This is a genomic window from Bacillus sp. JH7, from assembly GCF_001563515.1.
GTDB lineage: Bacteria > Bacillota > Bacilli > Bacillales > Bacillaceae_G > Bacillus_A > Bacillus_A cereus.
The window spans coordinates 2780370-2795601 of record NZ_LPUS01000001.1; the positions used below are offsets into that span (position 1 = coordinate 2780370).

Below are 15232 nucleotides of genomic sequence, written 5' to 3' on the forward strand. Positions count from 1 at the left end.
CGGGATGGTTTTTTAATATGCAATACCTACTCGACTATTTTCATATATGTTTTTCTTACATAGATCCCATGCAAAGTGTGCTGTATCACCCACTGTAATTTTTGATCCACCCTCTGGCAATATATCTTTTTCAGTTCGATATACCTCTGTCGCCTCACCATCTATTAAATGTGTCGGACAAACAACTGTCCAACATAAATTATTACTATTACTTAGTACTTTATATGCAGCCAAATGATCTTCCGCTGCCGTTGTCGTTTTCCTTTTTGATTCCGTTGATTGAAAACGATATAAATTTAGATTTGTTCTTGCTTGTAAAATACCAGCTGTTCCTATTGTTATGATTCTACGAACCCCTTCTTCTTCCATTTGCTTAATGATTTGTGGCATACTCTTCCCTAATGTTCCATTTTGATCCGTTCCAAGTGTACTAATTACTATATCGCTTCCTTCTATCACTTTCTTTATATCATTTTCGTTCAATACATTACCTTCTATCACTCGTAGCCTTTCATGTTGTATTTCTATTCTATTTAAATCACGCGCTAATGCAGTCACTTCAGCTGAATCCTTTAATGCTAAATTAATTATGTTTGAACCTACTCGTCCTGTTGCTCCCAATATACATACTTTCATTTGTTTTCCCCCTCTTTCATTCTCTTTCTATTTTTCAATAATCTCAGTCAATTTACAACAAAAAAGCTTCCTCATATATGAGAGGAAGCTTTATTATTACTTTATTTCTTTTCTTTAGAATCAGTAGACTTCTCGGTTCCGCTTGTTTCTTTATCCTTTTTATCCTCTTGTTGTGTTGTTGTGTCGTCTTCTTTCTTCTTGTCCTCACCTTTACTACAACCTACCATTAATAAAGAACTTGCAAGTGCCATAGCAGTTAATGATTTAACCCATTTGTTCATTTGCGTTTCCTCCTTGTGATAGAATATGTACAACCTCATATTACTCTCTATTTTTAAAGGAGAGATTGAAAAACAGTAAATATACGGTAAATTTTTGTAAATTTTCTGATAACAAAACCTGATTTTATTTTATTTCCAATCGATACACAATAAAACTAGTTTTTTCTCTCAATGGACGTAAAAAAACTAAGGCGCATACCATTTCGCCTTAGTTTCTCATGCAAACTTTTCATTTTCATATAGATGTGTAATCTTATATTCCTTCTTCATAACATATTGCCACACACTATAAGCGTAACGGTTCATTTTCAGGAAACAATTTTCCAAAAATGAGCGAAACTCTGGATTAGCAACTTCCACTGCAACTTGAGCAAACTTTAAAGCTAATCGTTTCAAGTGCGCAATATAACTGGTTGCAATATGAATATCCCCTGTATATTTACTAACTGTTTCCTTTTCCATTTCATGCAAATCAAACTCCGTTGGTTCACAGGTTATATGCTGCACATTCTCTCCTTCTTGAAAATTTACTTGTTCATTATATGCTTGTAACATATATGGTAAATGGTGCTGTAATAGATTTTTTAATTCTTCGTCTCTGACCTTTCCAGTATACTCTCCAACCTTGTATATTAGCATATAACTATATCTCATTAATTCTTTCATACAGTCCATTAAAGCGCCTCCCTTCTCTTTTGTCCATATACTATAAATATGATGCTAAAACATTCGCTATTCTTGCTAAAAACCAATCCCATCTACTAATTTTCTCAAAATCTTCTTCAGAAAATCGTTTTGATTTATGAAAGTCTACCTGTAATCGACTCCATACTTCATCAACAACTGTTTTATCATATATGATACAGTTAGACTCGCAATTTAAATAAAAACTTCTATTATCAAAATTCGCTGTCCCAATATCAACAATTTCTCCATCAATGATTGTTACTTTCCCATGAAAAAATCCATTTCGATATTGATAAATCTCCGCTCCAGCATGTAACATATCTTTCAAATATGGATAGGCAGCTTGTTTTAACAATATGGCATCACTTTTAAATGGCACGAGAATTTTCACATTAACACCACGATTTAATGCAGCTTTTAACTCTTTCACCATTTCTTTACTTGGTACAAAATATGGTGTAGCGATAATTAAAGACTTTTTAGCCTGCTTTAATAGTGCTCCATATTTTTCCCATAAGCCTTTTCCATTTGAAAATAAATATTGATATTTTATATTCCCTAATGTAGGTATACTTTCATGTATAGGCATTTTTTCTCCTGTATCTTCTTTCCAATCTTCGGCGAACTTTCTTTCCATATCCGCTGCACCCTCACCATGGATACGCACGTGATAATCACGCCATGGCCCAAACTTTGGATTTTGTCCAAGGTACTCCTTTCCGATATTAAAGCCACCGACGTATGATACCTTTCCATCTATCGTAACAATACGTCTATGATTTCGTTGATGCAAAGAATAGAACATATTTTTCAGTTTCGGTTTTTTACTAAATGTAAACTTCACACCGTTTTCCTTTAATCGGCTAATTACCTTTTTCTTCAGCTTATATCCGCCTACCCGATCGACTGACAATTTCACTTCTACTCCGCTAGATGCTTTTTTCTCTAATAACTGTAAAAACTCTTGGCTTATTTCGTCTTTTCCTACAATATAAAAATGGATATATATATACTTTTCTGCATCGTTTATATCGTCAAATAATTTTCTATATAACTCTTCACCGTTCGTATATAGTTGAAATTCACCTAATCGAACTTGTCCTAATTCATATTCACTAGCCATTTCCTTCCCCATTTCCACATCGATGTTCATCCAAATGAATACACCTATTAAACAAAGGATTATAGCGAAAAAGTGCTTCATGGATAAATTCCTTTCTCCACTTACTGTTATTTCTATATCTTCCCTTTTTTATTACATTATCATTCAAGAAAATATGTCATTGCATGATATATGTCCATATCAAACAATAGCTCATTTGCATATTGTATGTTGTATCTTAAAATAAAAGGAGGAAATAACAATGGGCTTCGCACATGGTAATGGATTTGCGCTATTAGTCGTATTATTTATCCTCTTAATCATCGTCGGTGCTGCTTGCTTCTGCTAAGTAGCTACTGTCATATGATATGTGGATGAAAAAACTATAAAAGCGGACACCTATTTTTAGGTGTCCGCTTTTCATTTTAAAACCATTTCCGACTGCTATAGTAACTTAAATGGCTAAATATTCATCTCAAAAGGTTAACAATGTGGCTACTTTCTTACTCTCTGCCTTACGTATATGACGCTGTTCTGCACGTAACACAGCAATACGATGTAATTCTTTCTCTTCTTCGGTTTCAGGGATAACACGCGGTACTGGAACTGGATTATTTTCCTTACTAAGTGCCACAAAAGTAACGAATGACGTTGCCGCTATACGCTTCTCACCTGAAATTAAATCTTCAGCCACTACCTTCACAAACACTTCCATCGAAGTTCTTCCCGTCCAAATTACGAAAGATTCATAACTAACACAATCTGAAGAACGAACAGGATGTAAGAAATCGACCCAGTCCATAGATGCTGTGACACATTCCTTTCTTGAATGTCTGGATGCTGAAATAGAAGCAACCATATCCATCTCCGCTAATATCTTCCCACCAAATAGCGTGTTATGATCATTTAAATCTGTTGGGAAGACTCGGCTCGTTTTGAACACCCTTGACTCATTGGCTGTTTTCCCCTTTACTTCTGTCATTGTTATCACCCCTTTAATGATCTATCCCTAATATTTCAATAATCACTATACTAAATGAACTACACGTTTAATATTAACAACATTCAGAACTTTTAGTCCACAAAAAAGAACCGATTTTATCAATCGGCTCCTCTAAATACATATTGTTCTTTCGGCTGTTCAACTTTATTCCATTTTGTTACTTCTAATACAGGAATATTCGCATGAAACGGCTGATAAAACTCAGTAGTTATCTCTCCTTCTACTTGAATCCAGTCATCATTATTCCACTCTACGCCTTCTGGTTTTTTCACTAACATACCATACACACCAGAATCTGCTACGCAATGTATAATACCGAAACGGAATAAGAAGTATTGTTCTTTTTTAGAAGAATCATCTCTAAAAACAAACCCTTTAAAAGATAATTTTTTCCCAGTAAACTCGCCAGGATAATTATAAATTGTTTCCATACCCTTTAGGAAGTCTTCATCTTTCAAATTAATATTGTCTTTCGTAACAAACTCTTTCTTCCCTTTTTCCATTACACCGCGGTATCCTTCTTTCCCGTAATAAATGCTCGTATCAGGTCTTAGGAATTGTCTTGTCATAAATGGATCCTTACTTTCTGCTTGTGCAACAGGAAAGTGAAAGCCCTTCGCTTTAACAATATCCGAATCTAGCGTCGCAATTGGGAAAAATAACCCTGAGATAATTGGAAAACAAAACAATGAGTACGAAAATGCTTTTTTCCACCATGTATTCTCATCTTTTGAATGATCATGCCCGCAATGGCTATGGTCGCAACTGCAATCATTTTTCTCTTTTTCCTTTTGGTGCTCTTTTTGGAAAACGACGATAATTTGTATAATCGTTAAGAAACCTAAAATAATTGCTGCTGTTGTTGATAAATAGGCATACTTCATATTGATATACTTCGTAATGTTACCAGAAATATGAAGCTGCGCAATTAATATTGTAAAACCTAATAATATATATGCTCGAAACATAACCTACCACCCCATCGCATAAATGAGTAGTGAGCTTGCATAAACAACAAGAGTAACTGTAACTATAACAACAATTACAAATTTCGTTTTAAATGTCGCAAGCATCATAAACATATTTTTAATATCCACCATCGGTCCGTAAACGAGGAACGCGACAAGTGAAGCTGTTGAAAACGTACTTTGGAACGAAGAAGCGATAAATGCATCTGCCTCTGAACAAAGTGATAATATATAAGCAAGTCCCATCATAACAGCTGATGAAGAAAACGGACCTTGTCCAATAGCAAGAAGTGTTGAAGTTTGTACAAACGTTTGTACCGCTGCTGCAATTAACGCACCTAGTACTAAATATTTTCCCATTGAGAAGAATTCCTCAACAGCGTGTGTACATACATCCCACATTTTTTTACGCAGTGGACGCTTATTATTCACTTCTGGGAAGTGATCATCTCTTAATTGATGTTCTTTAAACATAAAGGATAATATAATTCCAACGATAATGGCTACGATAATCGCTACAATAGAACGATACCATACCATGTGCATACTACTCCCAAAGGCAACATAAGTAGCAAATAATACAACTGGATTAATAATAGGTCCAGTTAACATAAATGCAATCCCTGCGTATGGTGGAACACCTTTTCCAATTAATCGTCTTACAATCGGAACAATTCCACATTCACAGCCCGGAAACAACATACCTAAAAAAGTAGCTAATAAAACAGACAGAAATCGGTTTTTCGGCATCCATTTTGCCACCATATCTTCTGTCACGAACATTTGAATGAATCCTGAAATAAATACACCAATGAGCACGAAAGGAAGTGCTTCGATCAATATGGAGATAAAAATTGTATTCATTTGCAGGAATGCTTTCGGTAATTGAAACAATTCCATGATGTATTTCCTCCAACTTTTCATTAACAATATGTAATTTTAACCCCATTTCATTAATTGAACAAGGCTTATATGGAATACATACCCTTTATATACATTACATTGTACAAGTTATATTCTATTCAAAATTTGAGATTTCATAGCAAAAAAGCTGCTCTAGCGTAGTTGTATAACTATGCTAGAGCAGCTTTCTTATCTTTAAAAGTAACGTTTCTTCCAAAAAACAAAAGCTAACGTGAAAGATAGTGTTACACATATGATGAGTACAATTACAAAACCGTGGGCTTCTCCTTCAAACGGAACCTTTACGTTCATTCCAAAGAAACTAGAAACCATCGTCGGTAAAGATAAAATGATCGTAATTGACGTTAACAGTTTCATAACACTATTTAAATTATTTGATATAACGGAGCTAAAAGTATTCATCATTCCACTTAAAATATGACTATATATTTCCGCCATTTCAATAGCCTGTTTATTTTCAATTAATACATCTTCTAATAAATCTTGATCGTCTTCATACATTTTTAAAAATGTACTATTACGCATTAACTTTTGAATTACAATTTTATTAGCCTTTAATGACGTTGTAAAGTATACTAAGCTTTTCTCAAGGCCTAACAATGTGAAAATCTCTTTATTTTTCATTGACTGATTTAATTGATGCTCTAAATCAATTGTTTTTCGATTTATTTGCTTTAAGTATCTTAAATAATAAGTAGAAATCGTATATAAGAGCTGAAGTGCAAAGCGCGTCTTCTTAAACGTATAAAATTCTTTAATACGTTGATTAATAAAACGTTCAAAAATTGGATTCTCTTCTAAGCAGATTGTAACAAAACAATCCGGCATCACAATCATACCTATTGGAATCGTGTCATAAATCGAATTTCCTTCTTCGTCATGTCTAACTGTCGGAATATCGACGATAATTAAAGTATTATTGTCTTCCTTTTCAATACGAGAGCGTTCTTCATCATCCAAAGGGTCTTTAATGAAATCTAAGTCTACATTTAAAGTTTGTACTAGATATTGAATTTCTTCTTCTGTTGGATGAAGTACATTAATCCAGCACCCCTTTTGCATTTCCTCAATCTCTTGTAGTTTTCCGTTTCGGTCTGTTAAATATATATTTAACATACTATCACCCCGATTCTTTTTACATGTAGGAATCTACCTCTCTTAAATCACAGTTTTTAAACCGCCATTCTCAGCATATGAAACATACGTTTAAATTTCAATAGAAAAATTATTTTGAAAACGTTTTTATAAGAAAAATATTATAAAGTGAAACTTTAATCAGTGGGGGCTTCATCCCCCACTGATTTTCAGCCCTCACCAATCGGGCTTTTACGGGCTGCCCGCCCCCAACCAAACTTCTTTTCTTTCGCTGAATTTTGAGATGAGGATCTTACTGCCCGTTAGAGCGGGATAAACATAGAAAAAGACAGAGTGCTCTCTGCCTTAAAAGCTTATGTTGCCTTTATAACATATTTAGAAAGCATCCACAAGTTAAACCCAACTGAAATCGTATAGCCCGCGTATGTTGAAATGATAAAACTTACATAATCGAAATACGGAAGCAATACAATATTTAAAACTATCTTCACAATAATTCCAATCACTAGTCCTAGCACCGTCTTCTGCTGTTGATTGATTCCTTGTAGCATAGCAGCCGTTACTGTAAAAAGAGAAAATAGTATGCAAGCAGGAGCATAATACTGTAAAATGATTCTCCCCATCTCTGGATCATTTCCAGCACCAAATAAAAGGGTATATACAGGCTTGGCTAACACCATCATTCCAATTGCCGCCGGTACCGTAATCGCTACTACTAATACATTTGTTCTCGTAAAATGTTTGTACAATAGCTTCGTATTTCCTGCTGTATAAGCTTTCGTCATCTCTGGTACGAGAGACATACTAAAAGCTGTCGCAACGGATACCGGGATAAGCACAACCATTTGAACAAGGCCAATTATTGCATTAATTTTTTCCGCTTCGCCTTGCATATACCCTATCTGTATAAGTAGTTTATTAATTGTAAATGTATCAATCGTCTGATACAACGGAATTGCTAAGCCTACTACAACAAATGGAATAGAATATGTAAAGAGCTCCTTATAAAGCGAGAAAAAAGATTTCGTTGTTTGTGGTATACTTGCCATTTCTTTTTTCTTTAAGTGCCTTCTCCTTCTCATATAATACGCACTTAAAACAGTTAATCCACCTACAGCTCCCATAAAGGCACCGAACGTTGAAATACCAACTGCTAGCGAAACAGAAGCTTTTAAAACATATAAAACAACAAAGCTTCCTATTAAAATGGTTAAAACCCGAAAAAATTGCTCCACAACTACACTTAATGCAGAAGGCCCCATCGATTGGAATCCTTGAAAGAAGCCCCTTAATAAACTCATTACTGGCACAAGTATTAACGCAAAACTTACAATTCGAATATTAGTAGTAACCGCTCCTACACTATTCCCCGTTTGATCATTCCCATCGATGACAAGTTTAGCTAAATGCGGAGCTAGCATATATAACGTAAAACACGAAATGACTCCCATTATAAACATAAACACGATTCCACTTTTCAACACTCTCTTAACCGTATGATAATCATTCAGTTGATCATATTTTGATACCATCTTTGAAACAGCTAGCGGTAATCCCATTGTTGCTATGCTGAGCATGATGGTATAAGGACGATATGCGTATGTGTATAGAACGTAACCACTCGTACCGACCATCGCTGTAAATGGTATAACATATATAAACCCTAACATTTTTGATATCATCGTTGCCATCGTTAAAAATATCGTTCCACGTATAAACGGTGACCCTTTCATCACATTCCTCCGCTACGCTTTATTATTACACATTATGGACAACTCCTTTTCTTTAGAACCGAAACAAACAAAAAAAGCCAATGAATTATCATTGACTTTAACGCGCTGCTTTTTTCTTTTTGAAATACTTTAAACCAAAGTATAGAGCAATAAAAAGAACAGCTCCTATAATTATGTAATGTGTGTAATCAGATGCATACTCTTTAATTTGTCGCCAATTCCCACCAAGTTTTTCACCTAAGTATATAAATAGAATTGACCATGGAATGATCGCTACAACCGTATAAAGTGTAAATAGTTTTAATGGCATCTTAGCTAGTCCTGCTGGAATAGAGATCGCATGACGCACTACTGGGATAAAGCGCGCAGAAAATATTACGCCTGCTCCATAACGCTTAAACCAACCTTCCGCTATGTCTAAATGATGTTTATTAATAAGTAGATATTTCCCATATTTCTCTACAACCGGACGCCCTCCGTAGTATCCAAGCCAGTATAAAAAGATTTGCGCTAAAGTACCACCAATCGTTCCGGCGATAACTGCACCCACAAAACTAATTTTACCATTTGCTACTAAAAAGCCAGCATACGAAAGTACAATTTCACTCGGGATTACTTCAATCATTAAAGCAAGAGCTACTCCAAAGTAACCTAAGCTTGCAAAAAATTGCAATAACTGATCTATTATGTTTGCTAACATGTTCTTTTTTATCTCCTTTTTTCTTCACATACCATCCCATTATTACATAAAGGCTGCAATCTGCCAATATCTTCATTTTAACAATATGTACAATTCAAGCAGGATTAATCTATTAATTTCTCTTTCTGCGGGTCTTTCATGTAGGCAAACATCTCTTTAATTTGGTCTTCTGTATTTCTAGCAATTGATAAATTAGGCAATTCATTTTCACCAAAAAACTCCACCTCTTCTGTTTCAATGCTAGTTTTCTTTTCTCCACCAATAATCTCGCATCCAATGAAAATCTTATATACATGCGTCGCCGATGGAGATGGTTGATGTTTTTCTTTATCAAATATAGCTAGTAACTTAAAATGATCTACCTCATAACCAGTCTCTTCGAAAACTTCTTTTGCTGCAACTTCGGTTGGCGTATAACCGACATCAGCCCATCCACCTGGCAATGCCCATTTCCCATCGCTTTTTTCTTTCACAAATAATAACTTTTCATTTTGAAAAACAACCGCTCTTATATCAACTTTAGGTGTTTGATAGCCTGTCTCACTTGCAAATAACTTCTCTACGATTTCCCAATCTGTTTTCGTGTAATGTGACATCATTGAAATAGAAATATCTCGTAATTGCTGGAAACGTTCAATATCATACACATCCTTAGAATACGTTAAACCTGCTTGAGCTATAGATTGTATTTGTTTTACCCAATCAATCCATTTAATCGTCATATATCCGCATCCCCATTCTCTATCAAATATATTACTTCATTTTTATTGATACATCTTTATTATACAAAAAAAAAAGAGATTGATAACGTTTCAATCTCTTTCAAAATTAATCCAATTCATGTAAGTGGTCTTGTATATACTTTCTTCTCTTATTTATATATTCATAAATCATATCAGCCTCTTGATCAAATGTTTCTAATTTTTCTTTCATGTATGGATCTTGTAGTAAATATGGACGAATCAATTCACACAACCCTTCTACTTTCGGCCTCATAAACGAAACTGTAAATTGATCTTCTAATATTTCTTCTAAAATACTTCGATACTGCTTTCTAAATACAGGTATGTCTAGCAATCTTGCACTCAACGTATTATAACCTTGAATACGAATATATTCATGATTAAGCGGTCTCCCTTGTACATCTCGCCCCCAAGTCGCATCATAATCCCACGGTATAACTTCAAATAAATTTGTTTCATCATTATGATATAGTGCATAGTTATGAACGAAACCATCAAAGTTTTGCGTAAAAATAACTCCTGCTAACCATCGTAAATATTTATCGACATGTAGAAACTTCCCAATCTCTTTTTCATAGGCTTCCCTCGTCAAAGTATTCGCTTGAAATACAAATTCACTCAGTTGTTCTTCACTATTTTTATTCGAATATTTAAATTCATAACCCGCAAAGAGCTCTGTCTTAACATCTTTATCTCGCTCACTCATTAATGAAAAATTCGCATCATCATCTATCGCATAATAAATAGAACCACTCGGTAATCCTCTATTTTTCAAAAAGTTTTCATCAACCGATTCTAACTGTAAATATACACCTTGAATTTGACCATTAATTTTTATAAATACATGTTGTGATTTTGGTGAAAGTACACCAATATCATGAAAAAAATCTAAAGATAATTTATTTCGTATGAGAGACGGATCCATAAACTCCGAATTCAAATGAAACTCTTTCGCACCTTGAAATTTTTTAGGCTTATAAAACATAACATGATAAGACTTTTTCTCAAATTCGCGAATATGAGCTCCTCGGTATACGATATCAATATCATACTTCTTTTTTCCATAAGTTAATTTTGCTGGCACTGGACTATCTGACCAAATGTCCTTTTTCAATTCCACTAAGTACATTGGATGAACAAAAAAATCATATGAAGGCAGCATGTTTTCTCATCCCTTCTCAGTTCTCTTCATTCAATGTATGCGCCTTGTCTTGTCCATACATCCGCAATCATCTATTTATATAAAATTACACTCTTGTCCTGTTCAGAAAGATGCCTACATACATATCATGTTAAGGAAAAAGAATACCTTTTCACTTTAATACATGATAAGGAGGATTTCTATGAAACGTGATATTAGAAAAGCTGTCGAAGAAATCAAAAGTGCTGGGATGGAGGATTTCTTACACCAAGATCCAAGTACTTTTGAATGCGATGATGATAAGTTCACTCATCATAATTGTACAACTGGATGTAAATGTACAACTGGGGGTAAATGTCCAAGAACAAGATGTACTCGCGTGAAACATTGTACGTTCGTTACAAAATGTACACATGTAAAAAAATGGACATTTGTTACGAAATGTACACGTGTACGTGTTCAAAAATGGACGTTCGTTACGAAAGTAACGCGTAGAAAAGAATGCGTATTAGTTACAAAACGTACTCGCAGAAAACATTGTACATTCATTACAAAATGCATACGCTTTGAAAAGAAATTTTTCTGGACAAAACGAAGTTTCTGTAAAAAATGCGAATTCTTCCCTAACAGACACGGTCACTCTTACGATGATTCATGTGATCATGGTAAAGACTGTCACGATAGCGGACACAAATGGAATGATTGCAAAGGCGGACATAAATTCCCATCTTGCAAAAATAAGAAATTCGATCACTTCTGGTATAAAAAACGTAACTGCTAGTTTTTATACCACCCAAAAAAGGCCGTTTTGCGGCCTTTTTTACATTTATTGAAAGTGACTTATATCTGCAAATTGTTTCACTTTACCAATACCCTCTTCAAATTCTATTGTGCTCAAACTGGCACTATGCATAAATGGATCATCCCACACATTTTCTATTTCAATTCCCGCGAAATGCCCTACAAGTAATTTTGCTGCTGCCGCATGAGAAACAATCAATATGTTTTGTCCTTTATGCTTCTCTAAAAGAAGCTGCATACCTTCAATTACTCTTTCATAAACGGCCTCAAAATTTTCGCCTGATGTTGCCTGAAAAAGATGTGGCTCATTCCAAAACAGATGTACTTCTTCTGGAAATTGCTTTTCTATATCTGCGATTGTTTGTCCTTCCCATATACCCATGTTGATTTCATAGAAATGCTCATCCGCTATAATGGGTATATCACGTTCCCCCTTTATTAACTCTGCCGTATGAAGTGTTCTTTCGCTCGGACTACTATAAATCGCATGGATTGGTAAATCTTTCATTCGATTCCCTAATTGTTTCGCCTGAACTATACCATTTTCAGTTAAAGCAGAATTTTTCCGTCCCTGCATTCGCTTCGCTACATTCCACTCTGTTTCACCATGCCTTGTTACATATATAGTTGTTTTCATTTCATACTCCCCCTCACCATATTGGTCGTAATTCCCACGGTTCAACTCTCCCTACAATCCACTCCGCTCGTTTACTTTCAATCCCTTTTATAACTCCATCAGCTATCTCTTCATGAGTAAGCCATCTTCCATATGTATCTTCTAAAATAAACCCTAAAATAATTCTATGATAAATACATCGCGTACTCCCTATTTTTTGTGCAGGCATACGTGATGCTTTACTACCTAAAATATGAAATAAACTATATGTTTTAGACGACAAATCTAGTTCTTTACAAATATTTGATAGTGCATGCTTTGCACTTGTGTGTACCCATGCAACAACTAATGTGATCGGGCCATTTTTCTTAATTGTACTTTTAATAGCTAGCTTTACATCTTCATCATTATAATAATCTAACGAAAGGCATGTAATATTTTCTGGTGCAGAACTCATTCGCTTAACATTTTCTAATTTCACTTCATCTCGCCCGATAATAGAAACATAAAATCGTTTCTCACAAAGCCACATAGAAACTTTCTTTAGCATTCCTGTTCCACCAATTACAAGTGCATGCAAATGCTATCCCTCCTAATAAAATGTCATATGAGGTTTCTCATCTCTATAATAATTTAAACGGTCTTGCAGTGTCCCTGAGTGAAACTCAAATTTATGACCGTCAGGATCAACAAAGTATATAGATTCGCAATCCCTTACATCACGTTCTCTTCCTTGTAAAATATGAACATCATTTTCTTCTAATCGCTGTATTAGACATTTAAAGTCTTCTTGTTCAACAGAAAATGCAATGTGCGTATAAGATTGATGAATCTCATTTCTCGGAATATGCGTCTCTTCATTAAGCGCTATCCATACTCCACATATGTTAAAATAAGCTAATTTTCTTCCTTTAACTAATAATTCTCCTTCTAATACTTTTTCATAAAACATAATAGAGTTTTCTAAATTAGATACCGAAAAACAAATATGATTGATTCCTCTTAACAACTATAATTCCTCCTTATACAAATAAAAGATGAGCGAAAATTCACTCATCTTTTATTATACTATTTTTTTGTAATATATGCCCATTTATAACTGAAGTCCCCGCCAAACGTATGGTTAGCAATGCCTTTTACAAATGGCTTCTCTAAATAAGCTGTACTTTGTTGGTACGTAGGAGAAATTGCTGCGTCTTGACCAATTAAGATTTTTTCAGCTTCCGCAAGTGCATTCCAGCGTGCTTTATCATCTTTTAATAGCTCTCCTTTTGATTTCGCTACTAAATCATCATACTTCGGATTAGAATAATCCATTTCATTAAATGAGCTTCCAGTAACAAACATATCAATATAAGTCATTGGATCCGGATAATCAGGGCTCCATGCAGATAATGAGAATTCATATTGGAATTTCTTTTCTAAATCTAGCTTCTGCTTGTATGGTTGCTGTTTCAAATTCACTTTAATACCAGGCAAGTTTTTCTCTAGTTCTTCCTTAATAAAGTCGCCTACTTTTTTACGGCTACCGTTATCATCGTTTAGTAATTCAACCGTAATTGTATCTTGACCAAGCTCTTTCTTCGCTTCTTCCCATAATTTTTTTGCTTTCTCTGCGTTATCTTTACTATCACGGAAGTTTTTATTTACAGAGCGGAAATCTTTTCCATCCGGACCTGTCGTGAATTTTTCAGGTACTAAGAAATATGCTGGCAATGAACCGTCATTTAAAATGACATCAGCAATTCCTTTTTTATCGTATGCTAAATCAATCGCTTCACGTACTTTTTGGTTTTTAAATGTTGCATTTTTTTGATTAAAGCGTAAGAAATACATACGCGGGTCTAACTTCGTTTTAAATTCATCTGGTTTATTCTTTTTATATTTATCAACAAATTCAGAAGTTAAAATAACTCGATCTGCTTGATCACTATCATATAAATTTACTCCCGTGCTTGTTTCCTTCACAATACTTACATTAATTTCGTCTAACTTTACAGTATCTTTATCCCAATAATTAGGATTTTTCTTTAACTGATAATTTTGTTCATGTTTCCATTGACTCATTGTAAATGGTCCATTATATACTAATTTATCTGCTTCTAATCCGTATTTATCTCCTTGCTCTTTCACATATTTTTCATTTAATGGGAAAAATGTAGGGAACGACGTAAGCTCAAGAAAATAAGGTGCTGGTTGCTCTAATTCTACTACCAACGTTTTATCATCCTTCGCTTTAACACCCAATTGATCTAATGGTAATTCACCTTTATTTACTTTCTGTGCATTTTTCACATCAAATAAAATGAATGCATATTCTGCCGCTATTGCTTTGTCTAATGTACGTTGCCATGCATATACAAAATCTTGTGCTCGAACTGGATCACCATTTGACCATTTCGCATCACGTAATTCAAATGTATATGTCTTTTTATCTTCACTAATCTTCACATCTTTTGCCATACCTGGTGTTGGTTTATTATCTTTATCTAGACGATATAAACCTTCCATTGCATTTACAAATACACGGAAAGATACAGAATCCGTTGATTTAGATGTATCCATTGAAGGAATTTCAGCTGTTTCTAGCAAATTTAAAACTTGTTTATCTGCCATTCCCTTATTCGATTCTTTCTTCGTTGTCGAAGCCTTCTCACCATTCCCACATCCTGCAACCAATACACTCGTCGTTAACGCAAGTGCAGCAATTGTTGTTGTCTTTCTCTTCATTCTTCCTTCCCCCAATCTATATGTATAAGTTAAATCCTATATAATATATTTCATTATACAAAAGATTCTGAT

Annotated in this window: 18 protein-coding genes; 2 read left to right on the forward strand and 16 right to left on the reverse strand. The window is 34.5% G+C overall.

The genetic code is table 11. From position 1 onward, the window contains the following. Nucleotides 1–12: 12 nt before the first annotated feature. The 4 genes from AU379_RS13905 to cls all read right to left on the reverse strand — a co-directional run bounded on the left by AU379_RS13905 (nt 13) and on the right by cls (nt 2808). The gene (locus AU379_RS13905) at nt 13–636 is read right to left on the reverse strand and encodes an NAD(P)H-binding protein (protein ID WP_000861655.1); all 624 of its coding nucleotides are present in this window, start codon (nt 634–636) and stop codon (nt 13–15) included. Between the two features lie 101 nt (nt 637–737). Continuing rightward, a complete protein-coding gene (locus tag AU379_RS13910; RefSeq protein WP_001045960.1) occupies nt 738–917 on the reverse strand; it encodes a hypothetical protein in 180 nt (59 codons plus the stop codon). Nucleotides 918–1133: 216 nt separating this feature from the next. Next, entirely contained in the window at nt 1134–1592 is a 459-nt protein-coding gene (locus AU379_RS13915) for a spore coat protein (RefSeq protein ID WP_044584381.1), read from the reverse strand. A gap of 31 nt (nt 1593–1623) precedes the next feature. Further along, nucleotides 1624–2808, reverse strand: a complete 1185-nt coding sequence (gene cls / locus AU379_RS13920) for a cardiolipin synthase (protein ID WP_030025390.1) — start codon at nt 2806–2808, stop codon at nt 1624–1626. Between the two features lie 160 nt (nt 2809–2968). On the opposite strand from cls, the gene AU379_RS29185 reads away from it, so the two are divergent. Then, nucleotides 2969–3055, forward strand: coding sequence for a YjcZ family sporulation protein (locus AU379_RS29185; RefSeq protein ID WP_000505094.1), 87 nt, complete (start codon nt 2969–2971; stop codon nt 3053–3055). A gap of 126 nt (nt 3056–3181) precedes the next feature. Here AU379_RS29185 and AU379_RS13925 read toward each other — a convergent pair whose 3' ends face one another. The 8 genes from AU379_RS13925 to cotH all read right to left on the reverse strand — a co-directional run bounded on the left by AU379_RS13925 (nt 3182) and on the right by cotH (nt 11034). Continuing rightward, nucleotides 3182–3688 carry an acyl-CoA thioesterase gene (locus AU379_RS13925; RefSeq protein ID WP_000141164.1) on the reverse strand — a complete coding sequence of 169 codons (507 nt, stop codon included), beginning with the start codon at nt 3686–3688 and terminating at the stop codon, nt 3182–3184. 119 nt (nt 3689–3807) lie between these two features. Continuing rightward, nucleotides 3808–4677, reverse strand: a complete 870-nt coding sequence (locus tag AU379_RS13930; protein WP_000488043.1) for a TIGR03943 family protein — start codon at nt 4675–4677, stop codon at nt 3808–3810. A 3-nt stretch (nt 4678–4680) separates the two neighbouring features. After that, on the reverse strand, nt 4681–5577 hold the full coding sequence (locus tag AU379_RS13935) for a permease (RefSeq protein WP_000418716.1): 897 nt from the start codon (nt 5575–5577) through the stop codon (nt 4681–4683). A gap of 198 nt (nt 5578–5775) precedes the next feature. Next, on the reverse strand, nt 5776–6717 hold the full coding sequence (locus tag AU379_RS13940; RefSeq protein WP_000932389.1) for a magnesium transporter CorA family protein: 942 nt from the start codon (nt 6715–6717) through the stop codon (nt 5776–5778). Between the two features lie 332 nt (nt 6718–7049). Beyond that, entirely contained in the window at nt 7050–8429 is a 1380-nt protein-coding gene (locus AU379_RS13945) for a polysaccharide biosynthesis protein (RefSeq protein ID WP_000678847.1), read from the reverse strand. Between the two features lie 97 nt (nt 8430–8526). Then, complete coding sequence (locus tag AU379_RS13950) at nt 8527–9129, reverse strand: DedA family protein (protein ID WP_000880691.1); 603 nt, start codon at nt 9127–9129, stop codon at nt 8527–8529. A gap of 104 nt (nt 9130–9233) precedes the next feature. Beyond that, nucleotides 9234–9851 (reverse strand): NUDIX hydrolase, encoded by a 618-nt coding sequence (locus AU379_RS13955; RefSeq protein WP_000153576.1) that lies wholly within the window; start codon nt 9849–9851, stop codon nt 9234–9236. A gap of 106 nt (nt 9852–9957) precedes the next feature. Next, complete coding sequence (gene cotH, locus AU379_RS13960) at nt 9958–11034, reverse strand: spore coat protein CotH (protein WP_000937999.1); 1077 nt, start codon at nt 11032–11034, stop codon at nt 9958–9960. A 181-nt stretch (nt 11035–11215) separates the two neighbouring features. Here cotH and exsB point away from each other — a divergent pair, with 181 nt between their 5' ends. Next, entirely contained in the window at nt 11216–11794 is a 579-nt protein-coding gene (gene exsB / locus AU379_RS13965) for an exosporium protein ExsB (RefSeq protein ID WP_061139424.1), read from the forward strand. Between the two features lie 45 nt (nt 11795–11839). Here exsB and AU379_RS13970 read toward each other — a convergent pair whose 3' ends face one another. Genes AU379_RS13970 through AU379_RS13985 form a run of 4 tightly spaced genes read right to left on the reverse strand, consistent with a single transcriptional unit; the run spans nt 11840 to nt 15160 of the window. Beyond that, nucleotides 11840–12451, reverse strand: coding sequence for a phosphoserine phosphatase 1 (locus tag AU379_RS13970; protein WP_061139425.1), 612 nt, complete (start codon nt 12449–12451; stop codon nt 11840–11842). A gap of 13 nt (nt 12452–12464) precedes the next feature. Then, on the reverse strand, nt 12465–13010 hold the full coding sequence (locus AU379_RS13975; protein WP_061139426.1) for a short-chain dehydrogenase: 546 nt from the start codon (nt 13008–13010) through the stop codon (nt 12465–12467). A gap of 12 nt (nt 13011–13022) precedes the next feature. Beyond that, nucleotides 13023–13439 carry a FosBx1 family fosfomycin resistance bacillithiol transferase gene (gene fosB, locus AU379_RS13980; RefSeq protein ID WP_000943769.1) on the reverse strand — a complete coding sequence of 139 codons (417 nt, stop codon included), beginning with the start codon at nt 13437–13439 and terminating at the stop codon, nt 13023–13025. A gap of 59 nt (nt 13440–13498) precedes the next feature. Further along, on the reverse strand, nt 13499–15160 hold the full coding sequence (locus AU379_RS13985) for a peptide ABC transporter substrate-binding protein (protein ID WP_000824274.1): 1662 nt from the start codon (nt 15158–15160) through the stop codon (nt 13499–13501). Between the last annotated feature and the right edge of the window lie 72 nt (nt 15161–15232).

Coding starts and splice junctions, on each gene's coding strand:
- AU379_RS13905 (WP_000861655.1), bottom strand. CDS start 636: ATGAAAGTATGTATATTGGGAGCAACAGGACGAGTAGGTTCAAACATA.
- AU379_RS13910 (WP_001045960.1), bottom strand. CDS start 917: ATGAACAAATGGGTTAAATCATTAACTGCTATGGCACTTGCAAGTTCT.
- AU379_RS13915 (WP_044584381.1), bottom strand. CDS start 1,592: ATGGACTGTATGAAAGAATTAATGAGATATAGTTATATGCTAATATAC.
- cls (WP_030025390.1), bottom strand. CDS start 2,808: ATGAAGCACTTTTTCGCTATAATCCTTTGTTTAATAGGTGTATTCATT.
- AU379_RS29185 (WP_000505094.1), top strand. CDS start 2,969: ATGGGCTTCGCACATGGTAATGGATTTGCGCTATTAGTCGTATTATTT.
- AU379_RS13925 (WP_000141164.1), bottom strand. CDS start 3,688: ATGACAGAAGTAAAGGGGAAAACAGCCAATGAGTCAAGGGTGTTCAAA.
- AU379_RS13930 (WP_000488043.1), bottom strand. CDS start 4,677: ATGTTTCGAGCATATATATTATTAGGTTTTACAATATTAATTGCGCAG.
- AU379_RS13935 (WP_000418716.1), bottom strand. CDS start 5,577: ATGGAATTGTTTCAATTACCGAAAGCATTCCTGCAAATGAATACAATT.
- AU379_RS13940 (WP_000932389.1), bottom strand. CDS start 6,717: ATGTTAAATATATATTTAACAGACCGAAACGGAAAACTACAAGAGATT.
- AU379_RS13945 (WP_000678847.1), bottom strand. CDS start 8,429: ATGAAAGGGTCACCGTTTATACGTGGAACGATATTTTTAACGATGGCA.
- AU379_RS13950 (WP_000880691.1), bottom strand. CDS start 9,129: ATGTTAGCAAACATAATAGATCAGTTATTGCAATTTTTTGCAAGCTTA.
- AU379_RS13955 (WP_000153576.1), bottom strand. CDS start 9,851: ATGACGATTAAATGGATTGATTGGGTAAAACAAATACAATCTATAGCT.
- cotH (WP_000937999.1), bottom strand. CDS start 11,034: ATGCTGCCTTCATATGATTTTTTTGTTCATCCAATGTACTTAGTGGAA.
- exsB (WP_061139424.1), top strand. CDS start 11,216: ATGAAACGTGATATTAGAAAAGCTGTCGAAGAAATCAAAAGTGCTGGG.
- AU379_RS13970 (WP_061139425.1), bottom strand. CDS start 12,451: ATGAAAACAACTATATATGTAACAAGGCATGGTGAAACAGAGTGGAAT.
- AU379_RS13985 (WP_000824274.1), bottom strand. CDS start 15,160: ATGAAGAGAAAGACAACAACAATTGCTGCACTTGCGTTAACGACGAGT.